At 56.9% G+C, this 21303-nt stretch carries 11 protein-coding genes and 1 pseudogene; 6 read left to right on the top strand and 6 right to left on the bottom strand.

Translation table 11 applies throughout. From position 1 onward, the window contains the following. Positions 1-17: 17 nt before the first annotated feature. Entirely contained in the window at positions 18-752 is a 735-nt protein-coding gene (locus F4X57_13015) for a hypothetical protein (GenBank protein MYC08070.1), read from the bottom strand. 226 nt (positions 753-978) lie between these two features. On the opposite strand from F4X57_13015, the gene uvrB reads away from it, so the two are divergent. Both uvrB and mfd read left to right on the top strand, forming a co-directional pair. Continuing rightward, a complete protein-coding gene (gene uvrB / locus F4X57_13010; GenBank protein MYC08069.1) occupies positions 979-2952 on the top strand; it encodes an excinuclease ABC subunit UvrB in 1974 nt (657 codons plus the stop codon). Positions 2953-3588: 636 nt separating this feature from the next. Beyond that, positions 3589-7578: a transcription-repair coupling factor gene (gene mfd, locus F4X57_13005; GenBank protein MYC08068.1), complete on the top strand. Its 3990-nt coding sequence runs from the start codon at positions 3589-3591 to the stop codon at positions 7576-7578. Between the two features lie 19 nt (positions 7579-7597). On the opposite strand, the gene F4X57_13000 is transcribed toward mfd, so the two are convergent. The 5 genes from F4X57_13000 to F4X57_12980 form a co-directional block, all read right to left on the bottom strand. After that, positions 7598-7945, bottom strand: a complete 348-nt coding sequence (locus F4X57_13000; GenBank protein MYC08067.1) for a hypothetical protein — start codon at positions 7943-7945, stop codon at positions 7598-7600. After that, positions 7945-8433 carry a hypothetical protein gene (locus tag F4X57_12995; protein MYC08066.1) on the bottom strand — a complete coding sequence of 163 codons (489 nt, stop codon included), beginning with the start codon at positions 8431-8433 and terminating at the stop codon, positions 7945-7947. Before F4X57_12995 ends, F4X57_13000 begins: the two co-directional genes overlap by 1 nt. A gap of 33 nt (positions 8434-8466) precedes the next feature. Continuing rightward, on the bottom strand, positions 8467-8919 hold the full coding sequence (locus F4X57_12990; GenBank protein ID MYC08065.1) for a hypothetical protein: 453 nt from the start codon (positions 8917-8919) through the stop codon (positions 8467-8469). Positions 8920-9136: 217 nt separating this feature from the next. Further along, positions 9137-10540, bottom strand: a complete 1404-nt coding sequence (locus F4X57_12985; protein MYC08064.1) for a molybdopterin molybdotransferase MoeA — start codon at positions 10538-10540, stop codon at positions 9137-9139. Between the two features lie 73 nt (positions 10541-10613). Then, positions 10614-14132: a hypothetical protein gene (locus F4X57_12980; protein MYC08063.1), complete on the bottom strand. Its 3519-nt coding sequence runs from the start codon at positions 14130-14132 to the stop codon at positions 10614-10616. A gap of 246 nt (positions 14133-14378) precedes the next feature. Here F4X57_12980 and F4X57_12975 point away from each other — a divergent pair, with 246 nt between their 5' ends. From F4X57_12975 to F4X57_12960, 4 genes and pseudogenes are all read left to right on the top strand, one after another. Then, positions 14379-15866, top strand: a complete 1488-nt coding sequence (locus F4X57_12975) for an FAD-binding dehydrogenase (protein MYC08062.1) — start codon at positions 14379-14381, stop codon at positions 15864-15866. A gap of 181 nt (positions 15867-16047) precedes the next feature. Next, positions 16048-17864, top strand: a pseudogene (locus F4X57_12970) (DUF262 domain-containing protein). A gap of 18 nt (positions 17865-17882) precedes the next feature. Beyond that, positions 17883-19034 (top strand): galactonate dehydratase, encoded by a 1152-nt coding sequence (gene dgoD / locus F4X57_12965; protein MYC08061.1) that lies wholly within the window; start codon positions 17883-17885, stop codon positions 19032-19034. A gap of 254 nt (positions 19035-19288) precedes the next feature. After that, the gene (locus tag F4X57_12960) at positions 19289-20929 is read left to right on the top strand and encodes an arylsulfatase (GenBank protein ID MYC08060.1); all 1641 of its coding nucleotides are present in this window, start codon (positions 19289-19291) and stop codon (positions 20927-20929) included. The last annotated feature ends 374 nt before the right edge of the window (positions 20930-21303 follow it).

The following is a 21303-nucleotide window of genomic DNA, read 5'->3' as shown; positions in this document are numbered from 1 at the left end:
GAGGACGGCACAGAGATTTATGCGTTCAATTCATCCACTGGTACTAGATGCCAGATTACTTCGCCGCGCTCCGCCATTTCAAAAAGCCCGTCGGTAGAATGGCATCCGGCTACAACTGCGTATGAGTTCGCGCCAGTCAGCACATTGATAATATTCGCGTTTCGTACGGCGCGTTGTGCGCCCCGGGTGTCGCCTACGTACGAAGCCTCTATCGCGATGTATGTTTTGCCGCTGCTGCTGTCGTCTATGGATATAATGTGGTCGGCTTGTACGAAGCTTACGATTTCGCCATCGCTCAATCCGGGAGGCGGCAGCTCGTCATTTCGCATAACCTGCATGAATGTCCGCCGTTCACTTCTGCGAACGGGTTGGAGCGTGTGAAACAGAAATCTCAATCCATTCTGTTCACCTACCTGAAGAGCGATGGAATCTTCCTTGTTTCGCGCGGTGGTTTCTACAAAGAAGCCTTTCAGGTGTCCAACGCTCGATTCCGTCCTGTCTATCTTGCCGCTCATCCTGTCTATATCACCGCGCATTACGACGATTTCATCCTCCACTTTACTCAGGCGAGCGTCAGTCTTCGCGGCGAACTCGCGCATCTCAGCTGCGAATTCGCGCACTTCAGCCGCTAACTGCGCGTGCAATTCCGGCAGTGCCAGCAGTTCGGGAGTAAGTACGCGAGAGCGCACCATCTCCAAGATGGCTGGATCGCTGTCCAGCAAATCCACGATGATTTGAGGATTTGCCAGCAACGCGCTTCGGATATCTTCAGTAGTTACCGTTGCCGTAGAATGCTCTCAAATGAACGACAATCATGATTTATCTGTGCGATATTATAGAAAAGTATTGAGGACGAAATTGGATTTTACGAATATAATGTCATGCATAGATTTGACCACCATGGGAGGGCAGTGCCTTACAATGGTAACGGCAGCGCAATCATCAAGGAAATCGATCCCGTAGGCGAGGGAGGGAGCCATGCCCGAATTTCAAATTTCTTCTGACTTCAAGCCCACAGGTGACCAGCCGCAGGCTATTACTAAGGCGGTGGCTGGCATTGATGAAGGGCTGAAGCATCAGACGTTGCTTGGCGTTACGGGTAGCGGCAAGACCTTTACGATGGCGAATATCATCGAGAAGACACAGCGGCCTACGCTCGTCATCGTGCACAACAAGACGCTCGCCGCGCAGCTCGCCACCGAGTTCCAAGATTTCTTCCCGAACAACGCCGTCGAATACTTCGTCAGCTACTACGACTACTACCAGCCCGAAGCGTATGTGCCACGCACCGACACCTACATCGAAAAAGACTCAGATATCAACGAAGAATTAGACAAGCTGCGCCACGCCGCCACGCGCGCGCTGCTCACCCGCCGCGACACGCTCATCGTCGCGTCTGTGTCGTGCATATTCGGTCTGGGGTCGCCAGAGGAATATCAGAGTTTCGTCGCGTATGTGCGCAAGGGCGAGATGCGCAACCGCAGACTGCTCATCCGCCAGCTCGTCGATATGCAGTACGAGCGCAACGACATGGACTTCGCGCGCGGCAACTTCCGCGTTCGCGGCGACACGATGGAAATTCTGCCCGCATACGAAGAACTCGGCGTGCGCATCGAGTTCTGGGGCGACGAAGTGGAACGCATCGTCACGGTTGACCCGCTGACCGGCGAACTGCTCGGCGAACGCGAAGACATCGAGATATTCCCCGCCAAACACTTCGTAACATCGCAGGAAAAGATGCTGCTTGCCATCGAAGACATCGAAGCCGAGTTAGAACAGTGCGTCAAAGACTTGAAGTCGCAAGGCAAGCTGCTAGAAGCGGAGCGGCTGGAGTCTCGCACGCGATACGACATCGAGATGATGCAGGAGACCGGCTACTGCGCGGGCGTGGAAAACTACTCGCGGCATCTGGCACGGCGCGAGGCGGGCAGCACGCCGTACACGCTGATGGACTACCTGCCGGAAGACTACCTGCTGTTCGTGGACGAGTCTCACATGACGCTGCCGCAGATTCGCGGCATGTTCCGCGGCGACCAATCGCGTAAGGAAACGCTGGTCGAATTCGGCTTTCGCCTACCGTCCGCGCTGGACAACCGCCCGCTGAACTTTGAAGAATTCGAGGATCACTTGAACCAAGCGGTCTATGTGTCCGCAACGCCGGGACCATACGAACACGAACACAGCCAGGCGATGATAGAGCAGGTCATCCGCCCGACAGGTCTGCTCGACCCGGTTGTCGAAGTCAAGCCCACCGCCGGGCAAATCGACGATCTGCTGTACCAGATTCGCGAGCGTGTGGCGAAGGGGCAGCGCTGTCTGATAACCACCCTCACCAAGCGCATGTCCGAAGAACTCGCAGATTACCTGCGCGAGATGGGCGTGAAGGTGCACTACCTGCACTCCGAGATAGACACGCTCGAACGAAGCGAGATACTGCGCGACCTGCGGCTGGGCGTCTATGATGTGGTGGTGGGCATCAATCTGCTGCGAGAGGGCATCGACCTGCCTGAGGTGAGTTTGGTGGCGATTTTGGATGCGGACAAGGAAGGTTACCTGCGCTCGCTGACGGCGCTGGTGCAGACCATCGGCAGGGCAGCGCGGCACGAACAAGGCAGCGTGATAATGTACGCCGATGTGGTGACGGACTCTATGAAACGCGCCATCGACGAGACGGAACGGCGGCGCGCGTTGCAGGAAGCGTACAACCGCGAACATGGCATCACGCCGCAAGGCATTCGCAAGGATGTGCGCGACATCACCGAGCGCGTGAAGGCGGTCGCAGAGGCAGCAACGCCATACATCACCCACGACGACATCCCCAAAGACGACCTGACGCGCCTAATCAAAGACCTGGAAACGCAAATGAAAGCCGCCTCCCGCGAGCTGGAGTTCGAGAAGGCAGCCCTGCTGCGCGATCAAATCATTGACTTGCGGAAGGTGTTGGCGGGGTAGGCTAACTGCCGGTGGCGCCTCAAGTGTCCCTTCCCCATTCTCAGCAGCCATATCACGCACCGTCCGCCTGTGTCATTCCGAAGCAACGCGATAAATCTAAAATCGTGATGGCGTAAGCATGGCGGATATTTCGGATTCCTCAGTACGCTGCGCCGCGTTCGGAATGACAAACAGGGGGAGACTGCGCTACGCCGTCGTTTTGCCTATGCGGAATACGGAGGCGTCGCATATGGCGCAGTTGCCGCGTGTGGCGGGGCGGCCGTTCTTTAGCGTTACTTCTACGGCGTTCTTCACTTCTCGGGATGCGCGACACTTGAGACAATAGGCTTCCATCATTGTCATTTCCTCCTATCTCCTAGTCCGCAGAGCGCAGTTGCGGACTGACGACGTAAGTGCATTCAGAAAATTGTATCAGCGTCTAGGTTTTTTTTGAACGAGTTTTAACCATTCGTTCAAAGCAATTCTTCTTGCCCTCTTCTCCCCTCTTCCCTCCAAAAGTGCACATCCTACCCATCTTGTACGTCCCGTTAGGTTATACTTAAAATGTATGCAGGCTTGCCCGGTCGCGCTGTACCGGGGAGGTCTATTTGTGCGTTCAATCTGGCGATGAACTATCAGTGATGAGGATGGGACTATATGACACTTGGCATCTTGCGAGAGTTTATGCGGGGAGTGCCGGAATATCGGAGACTGCGAGATGGCATGCGCGGCGGCGCGCGGCGGCTGACTATGAAGACGACCGCCAAGTCTGCCGCGTTCACGCTCGCCGCGCTGCGGCAGGATGTAGATGCGCCAACGCTCGTAGTCGCGCCGCGTCCCGAAGATGCGCGCCGGCTGTACGAGCAGCTGCTCGCATGGTGCGGCGATGACGACGAAGGCTTGCTGCACTTCACAGAGTCCGAGATCCTGCCCTTCGAGCGGCTAGACTCCGACACTGAGACGGTTCAGCAGCGGCTGCGCGCGCTATCAGCCGTATCCGATTTCGTCGCGCGGCAAGAAACGACGATGCCCGCCGGCGTGCCTGGCGGCGCCGCTGCTGCTAGGGCCGCACGCGCGGACAGCGATGCGTTTGTCCGTGAATCTGCCCGCGAATCTACCCGTCAAGGCGCAAACGGACATCGTAGCACCGTGACAGTATCCACATCGGATAAGACTTCGCCGCCGCTGGTGGTCGCGTCTGTCGGCGCGCTGATGCAGCGGACGCTCGCGCGTGATGTCATGGAAGGCGGCAACCATACTTTGCGGCGCGGCGAGCAGGTCGAGCTTTCGGACATGCTAGACCTTTGGCGGCGGATAGGCTATCGCTTTGAGTCCGCCGTGTACGCGCCGGGCGTGGTCAGCAGGCGCGGCGGCATCATAGACATTTTCCCCGTCGCCGCCGATATGCCCGCGCGCATCGAACTTTGGGGCAACGAGATTGACAGCATAAGGCACTTCGATCCCGCGACTCAGCGTTCCGGCGAGGTCGTGGATACCGTGCAAGTCTCGCCCGCGCACGAAATCCTGCCGTCCATGACGCCATACGGCGACCTGGAACGCCTCGCCGCATTCGTGGATGTGGGCAACTGTACACCGAGCGTGCAAGCGCGTATCCGCGAAGAGCTCGAACTACTGATGGAAGGGCAGAATGTCGAAGAGCAAGGATTTTACGCAGGCTTCTTCAATCAAAGTGGTATTGCCGACTACTTTGCCGACTGCCGCAGCGACGACGGAAATGCAAACGCGCTGCTGGTCGCATACAAGCCCGACGAAATCGCGGACGCCGCCTGGGAAATACAAGAACGCGGGCATCAGCTGCGCGAGACGAAAGAAGCGCGAGGCGAACTGCCGCGCAACTTCCCGTCGTCGCACCTTTCATGGAACGATGTTGAGGCGCAGTTCGCGCAATTCGGGCAGAGGCTCAACCTGTGCGTAAGCTCACAAGTCGTATCCCCTTGGGAAGACAATGCACCCATGCCTGCCCTACCCGGCACAGACAGCACACAGGGTTCTAACAACGCCGGTGCGAACGGAGCAAGCAAGCTGAACGGCACGGCGCGTAATGCCGCCGATGATTCAGGCAATGCCATCGACATCAAATTGCCATTCCTTGCGGCAGCGAACTATTACGGCAATCTGGAGCGATTTGTAGAGGATGTGTGGGAGCTGAGCGAGGAATACAGCGCCACCGTGATAGCAGTAAGCAGCCACTCGCGCCGCTTGTCCGAGATATTCGCCGGCGAGGGCGTCGATGTAACGCTGGCGGACAGTCTGGATCACGCCCCGTCCGCAGGCAGCATAACGTTGATGCAGTCAGCGGCGGGCGGGCTGAGCGACGGATTCTCGCTGCCACTTCATGACGATGCGAGCCAATCCGGTCGGCTCGTCGTGTTCAGCGATGTTGAGATATTCGGCGTGGCGAAGCAGCGGCGCACGCGGCGCAGGTCCGTTACGGCTGCACGCGACGCATTCCTGTCCGAGCTTTCGCCGGGGGATTATGTGGTGCATGTAGAACACGGCATCGGCAAATTCGCAGGCACGGTGCGCGGCGCCAAGGGCGATGAAAGCGACGACAACGACCGCGAATATCTCGCCATCGAATACGCGAACGACGACAAGTTATATGTGCCGTTGGAGCACCTAGACCGCGTAGCGCCGTACATCGCGCCGATGGACCGTCCGCCCAGCCTGACGCGGCTCGGCACGCAGGAATGGCGCCGTGCCAAACAGCGCGCCGAACGCTCCACGCGAGAGATGGCGTCCGAACTGCTGGCGCTTTACGCCGCCCGCGAACTCGCCGAGGGGCATTCGTTCGTGCCGGACGCGCAGTGGCAATCCGAACTGGAAGAGTCGTTCCCGTTTGAGGAAACGCCAGACCAGCAGCGCACCATCGACGAAGTGAAGGCGGACATGGAATCGCTCAAACCGATGGACCGGCTGGTATGCGGCGATGTCGGCTACGGCAAGACTGAGATCGCGTTGCGCGCGGCGTTCAAGGCTGTGATGGACGGTAAGCAGGTCGCGGTGCTCGTGCCCACAACCGTTTTGGCGCAGCAACACTACGCTACATTCTCGCAGCGGCTCAGCGCATTCCCCACGCGCGTCGAAGTGTTGAGCCGCTTCCGCACGCCGCAAGAGCAGCGGGATGTCGTCGAGCGGCTGTCAAAGGGCGAGGTGGACATCTGCATCGGCACACACCGGCTGATACAACGCGATGTGCGGTTCAAAGAATTGGGATTGGTCATCGTGGACGAAGAGCAGCGCTTTGGCGTGGCGCATAAAGAGCGTCTGAAGCGGATGCGCGAAGAAGTGGATGTGCTGACGCTGACCGCCACGCCGATACCGCGTAGCCTGCACATGGCGCTCGCCGGCGTGCGTGATATGAGCACGATGGAGACACCGCCGGAAGAGCGCCTGCCCATCAAGACCTATGTCTCGGAAATCAGCGACGCGCTCACACGAGAGGCGATACTGCGCGAGATAGACCGACAAGGACAGGTGTATTTCCTGCACAATCGGGTGTACAACATCGACTATATGGCGCGGTACATCGGGCAGCTCGTGCCCGAAGCGCGCGTCGGTGTGGCGCATGGACAAATGGGCGAAGGTGAACTTGAAGACGTGATGCTGGAGTTCGCTGAACACAACCTAGATGTTCTTGTGTGCACAACCATCATCGAATCCGGGCTGGACATCCCGAATGTGAACACGCTCATCATCAACCGCGCGGATACGCTGGGACTGTCGCAGTTGTACCAACTGCGCGGACGAGTCGGACGCAGCGCGAGGCGGGCATACTGCTACTTGCTGGTGCCGCCGTCGGGCAGCCTAACTGAACCTGCCGAAAAGCGACTGCGAGCCATGCTGGATGCCAGCGAATTAGGCGCGGGATTCCGCATCGCGATGAAGGACTTAGAGATACGCGGCGCGGGCAACATCCTGGGCGCAGAGCAGAGCGGCAACATCCACGCGGTCGGGTTCGACCTGTACACGCGGCTGCTATCGAACGCGGTGGAAGAACTGCGCGCGCGTGGTCAGCAGAACGGCGCTGCGAACGGCGATATGCCCGGCGCAACATCGAACGGCAGCGCCACGACCAAGCCGATGGACGGCAGCGCGACACCATCCGAAAGCGAACCGGCCGAACCGACATTGGACATCGGCGTACCCGCGAGCATCCCGGAAGACTACATCGAAGACTTGCCATCGCGCCTGCGAATGTACCAGCGCATCGTAACGCTGAACACGTCAGAACCTGCGCAAGACAGTAAAGGCGATGACGATGCGGTGAAGGCGCGCGTAGGCGAGATTGAAGACGAACTGCGAGACAGGTTCGGTCCCTTGCCGTGGCAAGTGCGCAACTTGCTGTACGCAACGAGGTTGCGCTTGTACGCCAAGCAAGCGGGCATAGAGTCGGTAACGCGCGAGCGCAACCGAGTAGTGCTGCGCTACGGCGGCGAGATAGGCGGTGCGCGCCGAGCAATGCAGCGAGCGCTAAGCCGTCAAGCCGAAATCGGCAACACCCAAGTGCGCCTCCCAATGGAATCCCTATCCCCTAACTGGGAGCCCGCCTTAGAAACCGCGATCAAGGCACTGGCGGATTTCACACGGCGTACGGTGGCGGCGCAGCTGGGGGATGTGGGATAACGACCAGCGTATGAGCGCGTTATCTGCTTTCGAGTTCTTGGAGCAAGCGGTCAAGGCTCGCCTCGGCGTTGTATTCTGCTGACCTTCTGGATACGATGTACATTTGCGCTAGTCGCGTGTAGTTATCATCGCCAGGCTGTTGGCGAATAATCTCAACCACTTGCCCGCTGTCGTCCACTATACTCAGAGAGTATGCCTTATTTCCTAACTGAGAAGGTTCATGCTCTCTTATGAAGACTGCGTCGCCGTTGAATTGCACTTTGTAGATGCGTTCAGACGGCGTCTTTTCCCACTCAATTCTATTCTGTGAAGTTTTTTCTGTGAGGGTGGTAATCAATTGAGCGGTTTTTTCCTGCATCGTTGTCATCACGAACGCCCTCCAATGTCCGACGCGCCAGTAACACGTTGCTCTTGCTTCACGCGGGCTTCGTCAAGCAGTTGCTGTATTTTCAAAAGACCGGAGTCAATTTTTGCAGCGTCAATCTGCGTTCCCGTATAGACAGATTTCCTAACAGTCGTCTCAATATCCATCAATTGGATTATAGCATTATCAAAACGGGTTACATCTTCCTCTGTCTGGCTTGTCTGCAAAGCGGTAATCAGTTGGCGCAATTGAGTATATCTATCAAGCGCCCGGTTGAAATCATTATTCTTATGGAGTTCCTTCAAGAGTTCTACCAGAGCAATCGCCTGCGTCAATTCGGATATAGCTATCGTTTGAAAGACGGCTTGGCGTGCTGCGTCAGAGGCTTTCTCTGCGGATATGGCAGTGGAGCGAGCTTTCAGCGCCAGTGTTAAGCTGATGCCCGATACGATAAGACCGCCTAATCCGATTATGAAGCTTGCGATTTCCATTTGTCTGATGTCAACAGCTATTCTCTTGCTACATTACATCGCAGAGTTTTCAGTCGGCTCCCCAACCGGGACGATGCAGTAATTCGCGCTGTTTTCCAATAGGCGGGCTATCACTTCGACGGATAGGTTGCGCGGGTAGGCGGACATTGCCCAGCGCTCGGTTAGGATTTCGCTTATCTGCTGGGCGCTCATTGGCTCGTTGCCGTTGGCTAAGATGATGCGAAAGACGGCTTCCTTGAGCGGCGTGTCGGGCAGTAGGTAGTCCGCGTCGTGGCTGCTGCTGGCGACGATGAGGTCGATATAGGGAGCGATGTCGGATTCAACGGTCGGCTCTTCTTCGAGCGCCTGCCTGTCCATGTAGCCGAGACGGTTGGCTATCATCAGCGGCAATGCCGCGCCGATTTCCGCCGCATGCTCTTCAGATATGATGAACTTGCGGCTACTTCCACTGCCATCGCTGCTCTGCGTGATTTCTTCGCTGGTCAAGGTTGGTGCCCTCCGGTGTGGTTGGTCAGTACAGGATGTTTGAGATTGTTCCGTGTGTTCGTGATTGGTCGCGAGAAGGTGCTTATCGAATGGATTTGGTGGATGATAGACGCATTCGCCGCATCGCCAGCCCTGCACTATTGCCTCTCCCTCGTTGCGATAAATCTTCCTGTTGAGAGAGAGGGCAATTTGCGAGCGGCAGCGCGATGTCTGGCTGCTATAAAGTATCTTCTGACCAATCTAGCATTTGGACTTGGACGGTCTCGCCCGGTTGCTTGACGGGGACGTTCTCCGGGCAGATAGCAAGTCCGTTAGCGCGCGCCATCGATGTGAGCAGGTTGGAGCCTTGCTCGCCGGTTAGCGACGCGCGATATTCGCCGTTTTCGCGGCGAATTACTGCGCGCGCGTACACTCGCCGGTCGTCGCCGTTGTGTATTGGCTCGTCTAGGACAGCGCTGATTGTCGGCTTGGGCATGTCGGGTTTGCCGAGCATGCGGCGTATCGCTGCCCTGCCGAACTGCTCGAATGCGACAATCGCGCTGACCGGATTGCCGGGCAGACCAAGCAGCGGCACTTTCCTGCCCTCGTCTGCGTTCAACACGCCGAAGGCGAGCGGCTTGGCGGGACGCATCCGCACCGACCAAAAGTCTATCTCGCCGTGCTGCGCCAGCACATCCTTCACCATGTCGTAGTCGCCATTGGACACGCCCGCCGATGTTACCAGCATGTCGGAGTCTAGCCCGGCACGCAGGCTGGCGTTCATAGATTCAAGGTTGTCGCGGGCTATGCCGATGAGCTTGGGGACGCCTCCAAAGCGGAGCACGGTGGCGGCGACGGAGTATGTGTTGCTGTCGTATATCATGCCTCGGCTGTACGGCGCGCCCGGTTCGAGCAGCTCGTTGCCGGTAGCGAGAATGGCGATGACGGGACGGCGCAGCACGCTCACCGCATCATATCCGAGCGATGCCAGAACGCCGATTTCCGATGGGCGGAGCATGGTTCCCGCTGACAGCACTATCTCGCCATTACGCACATCCTGCCCAGCCGGACGAATGTGGTCACCGACCGCCGCCTGATAGCGTACGCCGATTTCCGAGAGCGTTGCGCCGGACGCGCGTCGCTCCATCTCGTCCGTGACCTCGAATGGCACAACGGCATCGGCGCCGTCCGGTACGGGCGCGCCGGTCATAATGCGCACGGCGTTGCCTTGCGTAACTTCGATGGTTGGCAGCTCGCCCGCCGCGATGGTGCCCGACACTTGTAGCGTTATCGGGCCGTTCGCCGATGCGCCCTGCAAATCTGCCGCCTGCAGCGCATAGCCGTCCATCGCGGAGTTGTCAAGTGGCGGGATGTCGTGGCTTGCCAGCGCGTCTTCGGCTAGCACCTGCCCCAGCGCCTCGAGCAATGGCACACGCACGGCTTCCAACGGCTGGAAGTGTCGGAGAATGCGCTCTAGGGCTTCCTCCACGCTGAACCTTGCTTCGCCGCAGTGGCTGTGTCCGCCATCACTGCGCGCCGCCTGTTCCCCGTCGTTGTCGTGCTGATCTCCGTTGTCGTGATTGTGAGTATCATTCCGAGCGAGTCCAGGTTGTCCGTGTGAGCGGTGGGCATTCGTAGTCATTCGCTGTCCTTTGCGCTGGTGTGACTGCCATAGATATGATATGGGAATATGTGGTTTAGTCGCCGCCCGCTGACTAGCGGGACAGCAAGCTGTGATTGTCCTCTGCTTCGCCTGATATGGACATCATTGCGGCGTATTCACCGCCTGATGATTGCTGTGCTGGCGCATCCGTCGGGCTGCCATCGGTACAAATGTCGCCCAGAACATCGCGGATGCCGCGCAACCAGTCTTGGAACTCGTCGTCCGTTGGCGCGCACAGCCCCGCGTTAGCGTGGAAGTAGAAGAGGCGCATCAGCGTCAAGCGCGTCATAGTGCGCGGCAACTCGCCGCTCAGGTCGTTGCTGTGTATTACGAGCCGCTGGATTGTCTCGATTTCGGACAGATCCACCAGCGTCTGCAAGTCCGACAGATTATTTTCGCTGAGATTCAGGAACTCTAGGTCGAGCGCCTGCAGGTCGTCCATGTACGCTGACATATGATCGTCCGTGATATAGCTGTTATGGATGCCCAAGCCAGTCAGGTTGTGGAGCGCGTATAGCTCGGCAAGCACATCCTCGCCGTCAATGTTGTTGCCGCCTATGTCTAGGAAACGCAGCTCGGTCATCCTGTCCAAGCTGTTGACGAACCTGCCTGCCAAGAGGTTATTGTCCCATAGATATATATGGGTGAGATTTGACAGGTCCGCTATCTCCGTGGGTATCGGACCGCTAAGGTTGTTGGACGCGATGGAGAGCTGGCGAAGCTCCGTGAGATTGCCTAGAGATGCCGGAATGACGCCGCTCAGTTCGTTTACTGTCATGTGCAACCTCGTTAAGTTTTGCAGATTGCCCAGCGTTACCGGAATTGCGCCGCTCAGTTGGTTACGCCCCAGGTGCAACTCTTTGAGGCTTGCGAGACTACCGAGTTCCGACGGGATCGCACCGCTCAGTTCGTTTCTGAACAACATCAGTGTTTCGAGATTATGCAGGTTGCCGAGTTCCGGCGGAATCGCGCCGCTGAGTTGGTTGCGTGCGAGATACAAGCCTTCGAGGTTATACATGCCTCCTAACTCGGCGGGAATCGTGCCCACCAGATTGTTGCCGATAAGGTAGATCTCCGTCACGCTACCCTCGTCGTCAGTCGTTACACCGTGCCATTCGGAGAGCGGCGCGTCAGTCAGCCAATTATCGTTATTTGTCCAGTCCGCGCCATTCGTGGAGTGGTAGAGCGCCCTTAGCGCGGTAATATCCGGGCTGGCGATAGTCAGCGTGAAATCGCCCGTCGCCTCGTTCGCGTAAGTCGTGGCTTCGACAATGTAATTGCCGGGATCAAGCGTTATCCGAATGCCGGAGCTTCTCGGGTGCAGGTCGAATATGTTGTGGTCGTAGTTGTCGTTCTCCTCCACGACCATGCCATATTCGTCGAGCAAGAACATATAGGTGTCCGTCCGCGATACAAGCGTGATATCTATCGACGATGTTCTATCTACAGTGAAGCCAAAGAACTTCGCATAGTGCTCGCCATTCTCCATTCTATTCTGTGACACACAGTCGCTCGTCCAGGCATCATCGATGGTAGAGTCACTGCCGACGATGCTCTGAAGTGTGCAGCCTTCGGGTATAGGATTACCAGGCATTGGCGTTGGCGGCTGGGCGTCTTCGCAGAAGGGCAAGCCGAGTTCGTCGAAGTCATTGCTATTAACTTCCCGCAGAGCGGCGGGGACGCAGCCAGTTAGTTGGTTGCCGGCGAAGCGCACATACCTTAGATCGGTGAGATTTCCTATCTCGGGAGGGATTGTGCCGGTAAGTTGGTTATGATCGAGCAACAGCCAACGCAGTCCATCGAGATTACCTAGCGCAGACGGTATATCGCCCGTCAGTTGGTTGTCGTCCAGGCTCAAATACATAAGCGCGGCGAGGTTGCTTAACTCAGGAGGAATGGAGCCAGTTAGTTCGTTCTCATTTAAGCTCAGATCTGTCAAGTTAATGAGTTTTGCCAATTCAGAAGGAATAGTTCCTGCCAGTTGGTTGCCATCGAGTCTCAGTGAGTCCAACATAGAGAGGTCACCTAGCTCGGGAGGAATATGTCCTGTCAGATGGTTGTTGAAGAGTTCCAGATATTTCAGATTGGTGAGGTTACTTAGTTTGAGAGGAATAGCACCTGTCAATTCGTTGTTGGAAAGATCGAGTAGTTCCAAGCGAGTGAGATTGCCCAACTCCGAGGGAATAGCGCCTCTCAATTGACTGCCAAGCGTCAACTCTTCAAGAGCATCCAAGTCACCTAATTCTGCCGGTATGTGACCTGACAGGTCATTTGAGTCAAGGTCTAGTATGATGACACGCCCGTCAGAGTTTATGGTTACGCCTTTCCAGTACTGCAACGGTTGCTCGCTGAACCAATTGGTATTGTCCCTCCAGTTATCGCCGTTGGTGGTGTTGTAAAGCGTGGTCAGCACTTCAACATCCCGCGCGTCAGGTGTCGTGGAGAGTGGGATGCAAATCGAAATATCTACATCATCACTGACTGATTGCATCCATTCTTGGAATGCAGCATCGTCCGGCAGGCAGAGGCCAGCGTTCTCAAAGTACTCGAACGACCTCAGATGCGTCAAAGCAGTCAAGTTGCGGGGAAGTTCGCCCCATAGTCTATTGTATTCCAGACTCAGTACCTCTAAATGGGTTAGACTGCCCAATTCCGGCGGTATCGTTCCTATTAAAAGATTGTCCGGCAGATACAAGAAAGTCAGATTAGTCAGATTGCCCAGTGTTGGTGGTATCGTACCTTCAAGTCTGTTCGAATGGAGGTCAAGCTCCACTAAATTGGTCATTCGGGACAATTCCGATGGGATGGTCCCTGTCAGTTTGTTGTTACTCAAGTTTAGGAGTGCCAGATTGAGGTTTCCCAATTGGGAGGGTATAGGACCCGTTAGTTGGTTATTTCCGAAGTCCAATCCTTTCGGATTATAGAGTCCGCCCAATTCAAGTGGGAGTTGCCCTGTAAGTTGGTTGTCGTTGAGGCTCAGATTGTGGATCCACCTCTTGCCATCAGTCTCCACGCCGTACCACTCGTCCAGCGGCGCATTCGTGAGCCAATTGTCGTTGCGCCGCCAGTTATCGCCGTCGGTGGCGTGGTAGAGGGCGGTTAGGGCGGCACGATCGTTGTCGTCGGACGCGCTGAAGTCCACGCCGGTTACGGTCAATGTGAAATCGCCGGTCACGCGCTCGAGGTATGTGGTGGCTTCGATGGTGTAGCTGCCTGCGGAAAGACTTGCGATGATACGAGAGTTGTAGTTTCGGACGTCCAAGTCGATGTCGTCGTTTTCATCGATGAAGTCGCCTTGTTCGCTGTGCAGGAAGAGATATGGGTCGGCCTCGGATTCGAGGGTTATCGTTACTTCCGCCGGCTCGGTAAGTCTGAGGGAGTAGGAGCGGGCGTAAGAGTCTTGGCGATATTGTGAGGTGCAGTCGGACGTCCAGCTTCCCTGGACAGTGTTGGATGTGAGCAACTGAATGCCGCAGCCCGTCTGCGCCGCTGCGCCGCCGGATGCCATGAATGACGCGAGTATCAAGGACGCAAATACAATAACGATTGTGGACGCGGGGATGGCTCTCATTGTGATCGTTTCTCAAGTAGCAATTCGTCGTATCCTTATAAAAAGTTTATACACAGGGCAGGGATAAGTGTCAAGGAATGGCAAGTTCGCTGAACGGCAGCCCCTTCTTCAATCATCGTACTCAATCATAGCCATGCAACGGCACTAGGCAGAGTGATACAATGCGCCGCGATGATATGTCCCTTCCTTACAGGTAGGAATGTCCACAAGCAAGAATGGCAATTTAACAACGAGGTACAAATATCTATGGCTGCGAACGAACGATACGATGTTGTAGTGGCGGGCGCAGGCAATGCCGCACTTTGTGCGGCGATGGCGGCGGCTGACGAAGGCGCTTCCGTGCTTGTGCTGGAGCGCGCGCCGGAGTATTTACGCGGCGGCAACTCATTCTTCACGGGCGGGCTGTTCCGCTTCGCCTACGACGGCATCGAGGACATACTCGGCATCATCCCGGAGATTGGTGAGGACGAGCGCGAGACCATCGATGTCGGCAGATATACTCAGGCGCAGTTCTACGACGACCTGATGCGCGTTACCGAAGGGCTGTCCGACCCGGAGTTGGCGCAGGCGCTGGTATCGCAGTCGTACCCGGCGATGAAGTGGATGCAAGAGCAAGGCGTGCGCTGGATTTTAGCGTACGGCAGGCAGGCGTTCCGGCATGAAGGCAAGCTGCGCTTCTGGGGCGGTCTCATCGTGGAGGCGGTCGGCGCAGGCAAGGGACTGACCGACCAAGAATTCGAGATACTGGAGCGCAAGGGCGTGCCGGTGCTGTACGGCACGAAGGCGCACAGCCTGAACACCGACAATCGCGGCGGCATCACCGGGCTGACCGTGCGAGACGCCGACGGATTCCGCGACATCGACACGAACGCGGTAGTACTGGCGTGCGGCGGCTTCGAGTCGAACACCGAGATGCGCACGCGCTATTTGGGACCCGGTTGGGAATTGGCGAAAGTTCGCGGCACGCAGTTCAACACGGGCGACGGTATCCGCATGGCGCTGGACATCGGCGCGCAATCCTACGGGCACTGGAGCGGCTGCCATGCGGTGGCGTGGGATATGAACGCGCCGGCATTCGGCGACCGCAACATCGCGGACTTGTTCCAAAAGCACTCGTATCCGTTTGGCCTTATCGTGAATGTCGAAGGCAAGCGCTTCGTGGACGAAGGCGCGGATTTGCGGAACTACACCTACGCCAAATACGGCAAGGAGATTCTGGCGCAGCCGCAGCGCGTGGCGTTTCAGCTGTTCGACCAGAAGACGAAGCACCTGCTGCGCGACGAGTACTTCATCCCGCAGGCGTCGCTTGTGGAATCGAACACGATAGAAGGACTGGCGGACGGGCTTGGCATCGATGTGGAATCGTTGTCGCAAACGGTCGCAGAGTACAACGCCGCCGTGCAGCCGGGCGACTACAACCCGACCGCACTGGACGGCAAGCGCACCGAGGGCATCGACCCGCCGAAGTCGAACTGGGCGCTGACGCTCGACGAGCCGCCATACATGGGCTACGCGGTAACCTGCGGTCTGACATTCACCTTCGGCGGCTTGAAGATAAACGCCCAAGCGCAAGTAATCGACACCGAAGACGCGCCGATACCGGGGCTATACGCAGCCGGAGAGCTGACGGGCGGCTTGTTCTACAACAACTACCCCGGCGGCTCAGGGCTGATGGCAGGCGCCGTCTTCGGCAAAATAGCCGGCGAGCATGCGGGGCAGTACGCTCGAAAATAGGCGTATAGGCGCGGATGTATAATCGCATTTCTTGTGGCGGTCTGCCTGTTTATCCTTTTGCTCGCGGGGCGGCGTTTGGGGTGAGAGCGAGGAGGCGTATGTCGAGGGATTGAGGCGCGGTATTATGTTAACTTTCTGAACATCATTGTGGCATTGAAATCGTAGGAAATGAGGTTGACTAATGAATGTCGCAAGTTTCGACAGTACCAAACTTCGCATAGAAGATATGCTGAATAACGTTAGCAACGGGAAAACTCAACTCCCTGATTTCCAGCGTGGCTGGGTGTGAGATGACCATCACATCCGAGACCTGATAGCCAGCGTTTCACTGTCGTTTCCCATCGGTGCTGTAATGACGCTGGAAACTGGTGGGCCTGATGTCAGTTTCAAGCCACGCCCGATAGAAGTGCCGATGAGGCAATTCGGAATGTAAAACCAGACGTCCTTGTGCTAGATGGTCAGCAACGGTTGACTTCACTCTTCCAATCTTTGAAGGCAGGAAAACCAGTAGAGACGAAAGATACCAGAGGGCGCAAAATCCGGCGCTGGTATTACTTGGACATGGAGAAGTGCGTCTCTGATGACGCTGATAGAGAGGACGCCGTTCTGTCAGTTCCCGAAGATCGTGTAGTGAGGACATTCCGAGGGGAGGACATTACCAACCTTTCTACGTCTGAACAGGAATATGCTAATGACATGTTTCCTATCAGACACCTCTTTAACTCTTCGCAGTGGAGGCGTGGCTACAATAAATATTGGAATCACGACTCTTGTAAATCAGATCTATGGGACAAATTTGAGGAGCAGGTCATCGATGGCTTCAAACAATACCAAGTCCCTGTAATTGAACTTGATAAAGAGACATCGAAGGAAGCTGTCTGCATCGTCTTTGAGAAGGTGAACACGGGAGGGGTCACCCTCACGGTATTTGAACTGCTGACCGCATCCTTCGCGGCTGACAACTTCCAACTTCGTGAGGACTGGGCTGAAAGAGAAAGTCGCCTGAAAAACGCTCATCCTGTCCTACGCCGGATGGAAAGCACGCTTTTCTTACAAGCTCTCACGCTGATTGCGACCAAAGTCAAAGGCGGAGCGGTTAGTTGCAGGCGAAGAGACATCCTTCGGCTGAGTGCTGCTGAATACGAGGCTTGGGCGGACAAGGTAGAAGATGGATTCAAAAAGGCAGCGCGATTTCTGCATGGGCAGAAGATTTTCAAAGCGAGCGATTTGCCATACCAGACCCAACTTGTTCCCCTAGCTACAATTTTGGCAGATTTGGGAAATGTTGCTGATACGGAAGGCGCTCGCCAAAAGATTGCGCGCTGGTATTGGTGTGGCGTATTGGGGGAGATTTACGGTGGCGCAGGTGAAACACTGTTTGCCCGCGACCTTCCTGAAGTTTCAGGTTGGGTGAAAGGCGATGGGGCAGAAATGCCCTCTACTATTCAAGACGCGAACTTCCAAGCGAACCGCCTACTTACTCTACGGACTCGCAATAGCGCAGCATACAAAGGAATCCACGCTTTGCTCATGCGGGATGGCAGTCGCGACTTTTGCAGCGGTGAACCTGTTGAGGCTCAGACCTTCTTCGATGACAACATTGACATACACCATATATTTCCGCAATTGTGGTGTAACCGGAATGGAATAGACCGCAACATATTCAATAGCATCGTTAACAAGACTGCTCTCTCTGCAAGCTGCAATCGGAGCATTGGTGGAAGGGCACCTTCTGAGTATCTGCCTACAATAGAACGAAAAGCAAAGATAACAGTTGCCGATATGGACAAGATATTGGCATCCCATCGCATCCCTGCAACGACATTGCGCGCGGACGACTTCAACGGGTTTTTCGCAGGACGCGCCGAGGAACTCATCAAAAGCATCGAGGCGGTCATGGGGAAGAATGTAACTCGTGAAGATGGCATGTTTTGGCTTGGTGAAACCATCGACGAATACGATGACGGCCCCACAGACTGGGATGAGAATGTAAGTTAACAAGGAGCACCCCCACCAATGAAAATCACATCCATCACCGCCCACCCCGCCTCCGCCGCCCCTCGCGGGCAGGCGCGCAACTATATGTTCGTGAAGATTGAGACCGATGAGGGCATTACCGGCTGGGGCGAGGCTACATCAGGTCCGCTCGCGGTCGCCGCTATGGTCGAGGAGTTCGGGCAGGTTCTCATAGGCAAGGACCCACACCGCATCGAGGAGCACTGGCAGACGCTCTACCATCACTTCCATGTGCGCGGCGGCGTTGTGCAGATGTCCGCCATAAGCGGCATCGAGATTGCGTTATGGGACATCAAAGGGCAGGCGCTCGGCGTTCCCGTCTATCAGCTTCTCGGCGGCGCGATGCGCGACAAGCTCTGGTGCTATGGCAGATGGGACGGCCTGACAGTCGAGGATGCCGTGGAAAACGCGCTGCGCCACACCGAGATGGGACTTACCGCGCTCAAGGGCGACCCGTTCGACCATCGCGGGCTGTTCATCCCCATCGAAGCGGAGCGCATCGCGGTCAAGAAGCTGGAAGCCGTGCGCGAGGCGGTCGGCGACGATGTGGAGCTGCTGGTGGAAGTGCACGGCAGGCTGGCGCCGGCGGACGCGATCCGCATCGGCAACGCCATGGAGCCATACCGCCCATTCGTCTATGAAGAACCCGTGCCGCCGCAGAACCTCGACGCCATGCAGCGCGTCGCCGAGCAAGTGAACATACCGCTTGCAACCGGCGAGCGCCTGTACACCAAGTGGGACTACACCGACCTGCTGCAACGCCAGATTGTGAAGATGATCCAGCCCGACATCGTGCAGGGCGGCGGCATATCAGAGCTGAAGAAGATTGCGGCTATGGCGGAAGCGCACTATGTAGGTTTCCAGCCGCACAACCCATACGGTCCCCTTTGCACGATAGCATCTCTGCACCTCGACGCCTGCGTTCCCAACTTCATGATTCAGGAAGGCGGCATACACCCGTGGTTCCAGGACGCATGCACCGGAGACTTCCCCGTGCAGAAGGACGGCTTCCTGCCGCTGCCGACGGGAACCGGGCTGGGCGTAGGTATGAACGAGGACTGGCTGAGGGCGAATCCTTGGCGGGACGATGCAGCGGTTTGGCGTCCGGCCGACGGCGCAATCCTCTCCCTGCAGCAGACGAACTGGTCGTAGAGTCGGGAACCGCTATGGAACGGGCGTAGGATCGGGCACAGCGGGCAAACAATCGGTGTCGTTCGTGGCTGCGATTCCGTTGTAGGAGATGCCTTTCGGCTATCCGCAATATCAAGAAGGTCGCCTTCCTCCCAATGCCATGAGCAGGGATGATAGCGCACGCCCAAGGCAAAAGTCGTCACATCGCCATCGCCCGAGTGTATGCCGGCGTACACTTCCACCGTAGGTACGAATATGACAAAGGACATGCCCAAATGACCGACCAACCTACCAGACGCCCCAACATCATCATCTGCCTTGTGGACGACCTTGGGTTTTCGGACTTGGGGAGCTATGGGTCGAGCCTGTTGACTCGCAATATCGATGCGCTTGCGTCGAATGGGATTCGGTGTACGCAGATGTACAACTCCGCGCGCTGCTGCCCGTCCCGCGCGGCGCTGCTCACGGGCTTGCATCCGCATCAAGCCGGCGTCGGGCATATGACCGCCGACTACGGCATTGATAGCTATCAGGGCTATCTGAACGACAGGTGCGTGACCATCGCGGAAGTGCTGAGAACCGCCGGATACCGCACGCTGATGAGCGGCAAGTGGCACGTCGGCGGCAACTTCCATCCGCCCGTGCCCGAGTTCGGCTGGCCCACCGGCGAAGAAGGCTACCCCACGCCACGCCAGCGCGGCTTCGATCGGTTCTTCGGCATCTGGGGCGGCTATAGTTCGTTCTTCAACCCGGATTCGCTCGGTTTGGACGATACGCCTATCAAGGCTGAGACTCCGGACTTCTACCTTACGGAAGAGATTACGAACCACGCAATTCAGATGATAGACGAGGGCAGCGATTCAGACGCGCCGTTCTTCCTGTACCTGTCGTACACCGCGCCGCATTGGCCCCTGCACGCGCTCGAAGAGGACATCGCCAAGTACGAAGGCGCATTCCGTCAGGGCTGGGACGCCGAACGCACCGCACGCCACGAATCACAGAAATCCATGGGCTTGCTCGACGAGAAGTGGCAAATCAGCCCGCGTGACGAGGACGCGCCGGACTGGAATGATGTACGGCACAAGGACTGGGAAGACTTGCGCATGGCGGTTTATGCCGCGCAGGTTGACCGCGTGGACCATGGCATCGGGCGAATCATGGGAAGGCTGCGCGAGCTGGGCGAGTACGACGACACGCTTTTCATGTTCTTGTCGGACAACGGCGGTTGCGCCGAGTTGTTCCGCGAAGACAACGACATCCCCGTGCCGAGCATATATTCCACGCCGACGGTGGACGGCAGGCCCGTTACATCGGGCAATATCCCCGGCGTTCGACCCGGTCCTGACGACACCTTCATGAGCTACGATCTGCCTTGGGCGAATGTGAGCAACGCGCCGTTCCGCCTGTTCAAGAGCTGGATGCAGGAGGGCGGAATATCCACGCCGTTCATCGTCCACTGGCCCCGGGTCATCGGACAGCCGAGCATCGACCACAGCACGATGTACATCACCGACATCACCGCGACCTGCATCGACGCGGCAGGCGCGACATATCCCACCGAATACCAAGGCAGGCAAATCACGCCCATCGAAGGCGAAAGTTTTCTGCAAATGCTGCAAGGGCGAGATTGGCAGCGAGAAGCGCCGATATTCTGGGAACACGAAGGCAACCGCGCCGTCCGAATCGGCGAATGGAAGCTCGTATCGGAGTATGGCTTGGCATGGGAGCTGTACAATATGGACGAAGACCGCACCGAACTCAACGACCTGTCGTCCGGTGACGCCGACCGTGCGCGCCGAATGACGCGCCTATACGAAGAATGGGCGGCGCGCTGCCAAGTAATGCCATGGCCGGTTGACCCGCGCTCCCGCAGCGGCAAATATCCTACGCTGGGCAAGCACAACTACATCGCTTGACGATTGCTTGACGGCTATGCTGTCGCGCCAAGTGTCCCTTTCTCCGTCATTCCGCCGACCCGCCTGCCCTCCGTCAGCACATCCCCGCCACACCGAGCACATCCTCTTGGTATCACCACAGCCGCTTCCCTATTTCTCATCATTGGTCTCTGAATTAGTCTTGAATAATCTGGACGGGGCGGCTTCACTTGTTGAGAACGTAGGTATCAATAACTCTTGCTGAATAAATAGTGGGCACGAGAAAGCCCTCGCACTCACGCGAGGACTTTCTTCTATCGGTCGGCAGTGAGGCTATAACACTAATCCCCCGCCAAGACCGCTGATAATGCAATTATCAGAAAGATGAAACAGATGCCAAGTGTTACTGAACTCCA

Source organism: Chloroflexota bacterium, from assembly GCA_009840355.1.
Taxonomy (GTDB): domain Bacteria; phylum Chloroflexota; class Dehalococcoidia; order Lucifugimonadales; family JADFKI01; genus Bin90.
This window is presented reverse-complemented; position numbering and strand designations above follow the sequence as displayed.

Bases quoted from the DNA above. Each gene is read 5' to 3' on its own strand.
- uvrB (MYC08069.1), top strand. From the start codon at position 979: ATGCCCGAATTTCAAATTTCTTCTGACTTCAAGCCCACAGGTGACCAG.
- mfd (MYC08068.1), top strand. From the start codon at position 3,589: ATGACACTTGGCATCTTGCGAGAGTTTATGCGGGGAGTGCCGGAATAT.
- F4X57_13000 (MYC08067.1), bottom strand. From the start codon at position 7,945: ATGACAACGATGCAGGAAAAAACCGCTCAATTGATTACCACCCTCACA.
- F4X57_12995 (MYC08066.1), bottom strand. From the start codon at position 8,433: ATGGAAATCGCAAGCTTCATAATCGGATTAGGCGGTCTTATCGTATCG.
- F4X57_12985 (MYC08064.1), bottom strand. From the start codon at position 10,540: ATGACTACGAATGCCCACCGCTCACACGGACAACCTGGACTCGCTCGG.
- F4X57_12980 (MYC08063.1), bottom strand. From the start codon at position 14,132: ATGAGAGCCATCCCCGCGTCCACAATCGTTATTGTATTTGCGTCCTTG.
- F4X57_12975 (MYC08062.1), top strand. From the start codon at position 14,379: ATGGCTGCGAACGAACGATACGATGTTGTAGTGGCGGGCGCAGGCAAT.
- dgoD (MYC08061.1), top strand. From the start codon at position 17,883: ATGAAAATCACATCCATCACCGCCCACCCCGCCTCCGCCGCCCCTCGC.
- F4X57_12960 (MYC08060.1), top strand. From the start codon at position 19,289: ATGACCGACCAACCTACCAGACGCCCCAACATCATCATCTGCCTTGTG.